Raw genomic sequence first — 5,097 nt, 5'->3', positions numbered from 1 at the left:
GCACATGGTCGATGTAGAGCCGGCCATAGCCGCGCTCATAGGCCGGCGGCGGCGGCACGAAGGCCGCCTGGCGGCGCGCCAGCTCCTCGGCGGAAATTTCGAGCTCGAGCTTGCGCGCAGCGCAGTCGAGCACGATGAAGTCGCCGGTTTTGACCAGCGCCAGCGGCCCGCCCAGCGCCGATTCCGGCGCCACATGCAGCACCACGGTGCCGAACGCCGTGCCGCTCATCCGCGCATCCGAAACCCGCACCATGTCGGTGACGCCCTGCTCCAGCAGCTTCTTGGGCAACGCCATGGTGCCGGCTTCCGGCATGCCGGGATAACCGCGCGGGCCCGCATTCTTCAGCACCAGGATGCTGTCGGCATCGACATCGAGATCGGGGTCGTCGATGCGGGCCCTCAGATCCTCGGCGTTTTCGAACACCATGGCCCGGCCACGGTGCTGCATCAGCCGCGGCGAAGCCGCCGACGGCTTGATGATGGCGCCGTTAGGGGCAAGGTTGCCCTTCAGCACCATCATGCCGCCCTGCGGCGTCAGCGGCTTGTCGAGCGACCGGATCACCTCGTCGTTCCAGCACTCGGCGTTGGCGATGCGCTCGCCGATGGTGCCGCCTTCGACGGCGACGGCGTCGAGGTTGAGCAGATGCGAGATGCGCTGCATCACCACCGGCAACCCACCGGCATCGAAGAACTCTTCCATCAGGAAGCGGCCCGAGGGCTTGAGGTCGACAATGGTCGGCACGTCACGGCCGAGCGCGTCCCAATCCTCGAGCTTGAAATCGACGCCCAGCCGTCCGGCGAGGGCGAGCAGGTGCACCACTGCATTGGTGGAGCCGCCGATGGCGCCATTGACCTTCACCGCGTTCTCGAACGCCGCCCGGGTCAGGATTTTCGAGATGGTGATGTTCTGCCGCACCAGTTCGACGGCGCGCTTGCCCGATTGCTCGGCCAGCACGGCGCGGCGGCTGTCGGGCGCCGGGATCGAGCCGTTCATGGCAAAGCCGATGCCCATCGCTTCGCCCAGCGACGCCATGGTCGAGGCGGTGCCCATGGTCATGCACGAGCCGGCCGAGCGGCTCATCGCCGCCTCGGCTGCGTCGAGGTCGGCCTTCGAGATCTTGCCGGTGCGATATTCCTCATCGAGCTTGAAGATGTCGGTGCCCGAACCGAGCACCCGGCCGCGGAAGCGGGCATTGAGCATCGGCCCGCCCGACACCAGCACGGCGGGCACATCGCAGCTCGCCGCCCCCATCAGCACCGCCGGCGTGGTCTTGTCGCAGCCGGCGAGCAGCACCACCCCGTCGATCGGGTTAGCGCGGATGGTCTCTTCGACATCCATGGCGACGAGGTTGCGGAACATCATGGTGGTCGGCCGCATCAGCGGCTCACCCAGGCTCGTTACCGGGAACTCCAGCGGGAAGCCACCCGCCATCAGCACGCCCCGCTTCACATGCTCGGCCAGCTCGCGCAGGTGCCGGTTGCAGTTGGTCAGTTCCGACCAGGTGTTGCAGATACCGATCACCGGCCGGCCATCGAGCAGCTCAGGCGAGAACCCCTGGCTCTTCATCCAGCTGCGCGGCACGAAGCCATATTTGCCGGCGCGCGCAAACCACTCGGCGCTGCGATAAGCCCGCGGCTCGCCCGGCTTGGCGGCACTGGCTGGGGTGGTCTCAATGCTCATCTGAACGCGTATCCGTGCGGCTGTTGTTCGGTGTTTTCGCCGGTGTGCAATGTAACGTTACATGCTCGAATGCCGTCAAGGGGCTTTCTGCGGGATACGACCATGAGATGATGGTGCCTCAAGTTCCGGCCGTGAGGCGAGGGCCTTCTCCCCTTGTGGGAGAAGGTGGCCGAAGGCCGGATGAGGGGTCCGCGCAACGAAGTGTAGCGCGCTCCGAGCGAAGCGAGGAGCGACCCAATGCGCGGAGAGATACCCCTCATCCGCCCTTCGGGCACCTCCGGGCGAGGGCTGCGCCCTCGTCCCGCGACCACAAGGGGAGAAGGCGATCACGTCACTGTCAGCGCCTCCCTGCCCCTAAACCCGCGACACCTTCCGCACCAGATCCCCCCGATCGAACACCTCCGGCCTCAGTTCAGTCCCCAGCCCCGGTCCCTCCATCGGATACACGTAGCCACCCTCGATCCGCGGCGTCGCCGTCACCAGGTCCTTGTACCAGCCGTTGTAATAGGCCCGGACGCTCTCCTGGATCAGCGTGTTGGGCTGGCTGAACGAGGCGTGCACCCCCGCGGCGAACGCCACCGGGCCGACGCAGTCATGCGCGGCGAACGGCCGGTGATAGGTGTCGGCCAGCGCGGCGATCTTCCGTGCCTCGGTGAGCCCACCGCACCAGCCGATATCGACCATCACCACGTGGGTGGCGTCGCGGTCGAGCAGGTCCTTGTAGGGAAAGCGCGTCGCCAGCACTTCGCTGGCACAGACCGATATCGGGGTCGAGCGCGCGAACTCGGCCAGCGCCTGCGGCGAGTTCATGCGGATCGGATCTTCGAACCAGGTCGGCTGAAACGGCTCCAGGGCCCTCGCGATCTGCTTGGCGGTCGGCAGGTTCCACAGGCTATGCAGTTCCACCATGATCTCAATGCGGTCGCCGACCGCCTTGCGGATTTTCTCGAATGGCTCAAGCGCCAGCTTCAGCTGGTCGGTGGTGATGTAGCGCCCGTCATTCTCCATTGCCGGCGGATCGAACGGCCAGATCTTCATCGCCGTGATCCCCGACGCCAGGAGGTCCTCCGCCAGCTCGCCCGCCCGATGCATGAAGCCGTCGAGATCGGCATAGCGGGCATCGCCCTGCCCCGAGGCCCAGTTATCCACCGGCCGGAAGTTGCGGGCCTGCGCGTAGCGAGGGTTGGCGCAGGTGTTGTAGATGCGCAGCCGCTGGTGGCTCAGCCCACCCAGCATCTGGTGCACCGGCAGGTTGCAGACCTTGCCGAACAGGTCCCATAGCGCGATGTCGACCGCCGACGCGGCCCGCATTTCGGCCCCTGACGACGAGAACCCCAGCGCCGCATAGACCATCTCGCGGTTGATCGCCTCGATCGCCAGCGGATCGCGACCCAGCAGCTTGTGCGCCAGCACCTCGTGCACATGGGCGGTGACCGAGCCCGGCCCGAAGAACGTCTCGCCCAGTCCGGTAACGCCGGCGTCGGTGTGCACCCGCACCCAGATGACGTTCGAGAACTCCTCGGTATAGAGCGTCTCGACCTCGGTGATCTTCATTCGCATTCCTTCCTCTGTCGCCGTGAGACCCGCGGGGACTCGGCGCGTGGCCTGCCTTCCCGACGAAAATTCCCGCACCCTCTTGACGATCCCTCGTGAAGCTGACTGAATACCTTTAACGATACATGTCGACCACGATACAGGTCGGGATCGGAAACGCAAGTCGTTGGGGCGATGCGCGTTCCACCCCTTTCGATCAGGGGCCCGGTCCCTGTCGATACGCGTCTATTTTCAGGAGGGACGGATAATGGGTAACAGGAAGCATCTTCTTTTCAGCTCGGCAGTGACGCTGGGCCTTCTCGCCAGTTTCGGCGCGATGGCTCAGGATCGGTTCAGCTGCCCGCAGCAGGGCGGCGATCTGGTGGTGGGGCTCGAAGCCGCCGCCGGCACGCTCGACCAGCAGACGGCCACCTCGTCGGCGACCCGCAACATCGCCATGAACATCTTCGAAGCGCTGATCATCCGCGACGAGAACATGCGGCCGGTGCCCGATCTCGCTGACTCGATCGAGCCCAGCGCCGACGGGTTGAGCTACACCTTCAAGCTGCGCCAGGGGGTGAAGTTCCACAACGGCAAGCCGATGACTTCGGCCGACGTCGTCGCTTCGTTCGACCGCTACAAGACCGTCGGCGTCAGCCGCTCGATCCTCGAAGCGGTGGCGGGCTGGACCGCCCCTGATGACACCACCTTCGTCATCACGCTCAAGGCGCCGCAGCCGAACTTCCTCGAGAACCTCTCGTCGTCGACCGCTCCCGTCGTCATCATGCCCGCCGAAGAGGCGACGAAGGCCGCCGGACAGATCGACGTCATCGGCACCGGGCCGTTCAAGCTGGGCGAGTTCGTGCCCGACAGCCATGTGCGGCTCGACCGCTATGCCGACTACACCCCGGGCACCACGCTTACCGGTCTCAGCGGCTTTGCCGGCTACAAGCAGGCCTGCGTCGATACCGTCACCTTCCGCATGCTCACCGAAACCGCCGCCCGCATGGCGGCGCTCGAAACCGGCGAAGTCCACATCGTCGAATCGGTGCCGGCCATCTCGATGGAGCGTCTCGCCGCCGTCGATGGAGTCGAGCTGCTGACGCTCGAAGCCTACGGCCTCAATGTCGGCTATCCGAACTGGTCGGCGCCGCCCACCGACAACCTCAAGGTGCGCCAGGCTATGCTGGCCGCGCTCAACATGGATGAGATCATGGAGGCGTCGACCGACGGCGTCTACAAGCTCAACCCCAGCCTGCAATTCCCCGGCACCGCCTATTTCTCCGAAGCCGGCGGCGAACTCTACAACCAGAACAATGCCGACAAGGCCAAGGCGCTGCTCGCCGAGGCCGGCTACAACAACGAGCCGATCGTGCTGCTGACCACCCAGCAGATCACCACCATGTACAACACCGCTTTGGTGATGCAGGCGCAGTTGCAGGCAGCCGGCTTCAACGCCGAACTCAAGGTGTTCGACTGGCCGACGGCACTCGCCACCAGCGAGAAGGAAACCACCGGGTGGAACTTCTTCTTCACCCACTGGACCGGCTCGGCCGCCCAGGGCGGCGCGACGACGCTGCGCAACCTCGCGGCCCCCGCCAATATCTATAAACCGCAGGACCCGGCGGGTGATCCCGACTACAACGCCGCATTCCAGCGCGTCACGGGTGGCGCCACCATCGAGGACCGGGCCGCCGCCTTCGCCGATGCGCAGAAAGTGGTGTTCGAGAACGTGCTCGCCATTCCATTCGGCGTGATGTCGAACGTCCAGGGCACCCGCTCGAACGTGAAGGGGTTTGTGCCGTTCTACAACACTCGGGTGTCGAACGTCTGGCTGGAGAACTGATCGTACGGGGGATGGGCCACCGGCTTCTCCTTCATCC

General features: G+C 65.5%; 3 protein-coding genes. 1 reads left to right on the top strand and 2 read right to left on the bottom strand.

The genetic code is table 11. The features are described 5' to 3' along the window. Together VW23_RS02345 and VW23_RS02340 are read right to left on the bottom strand one after the other, a co-directional pair. A partial coding sequence (locus VW23_RS02345; protein ID WP_069907985.1) for an IlvD/Edd family dehydratase occupies positions 1-1,681 on the bottom strand: 1,681 nt, incomplete at its 3' end. A gap of 354 nt (positions 1,682-2,035) precedes the next feature. After that, positions 2,036-3,235, bottom strand: coding sequence for a mandelate racemase/muconate lactonizing enzyme family protein (locus tag VW23_RS02340; protein WP_069907984.1), 1,200 nt, complete (start codon positions 3,233-3,235; stop codon positions 2,036-2,038). A 247-nt stretch (positions 3,236-3,482) separates the two neighbouring features. Here VW23_RS02340 and VW23_RS02335 point away from each other — a divergent pair, with 247 nt between their 5' ends. After that, positions 3,483-5,060 carry an ABC transporter substrate-binding protein gene (locus tag VW23_RS02335; RefSeq protein WP_084645442.1) on the top strand — a complete coding sequence of 526 codons (1,578 nt, stop codon included), beginning with the start codon at positions 3,483-3,485 and terminating at the stop codon, positions 5,058-5,060. Positions 5,061-5,097: the final 37 nt, after the last annotated feature.

This window comes from Devosia insulae DS-56, from assembly GCF_000970465.2.
In the GTDB taxonomy this organism is placed as follows: Bacteria; Pseudomonadota; Alphaproteobacteria; order Rhizobiales; family Devosiaceae; genus Devosia_A; species Devosia_A insulae.
This window is presented reverse-complemented; position numbering and strand designations above follow the sequence as displayed.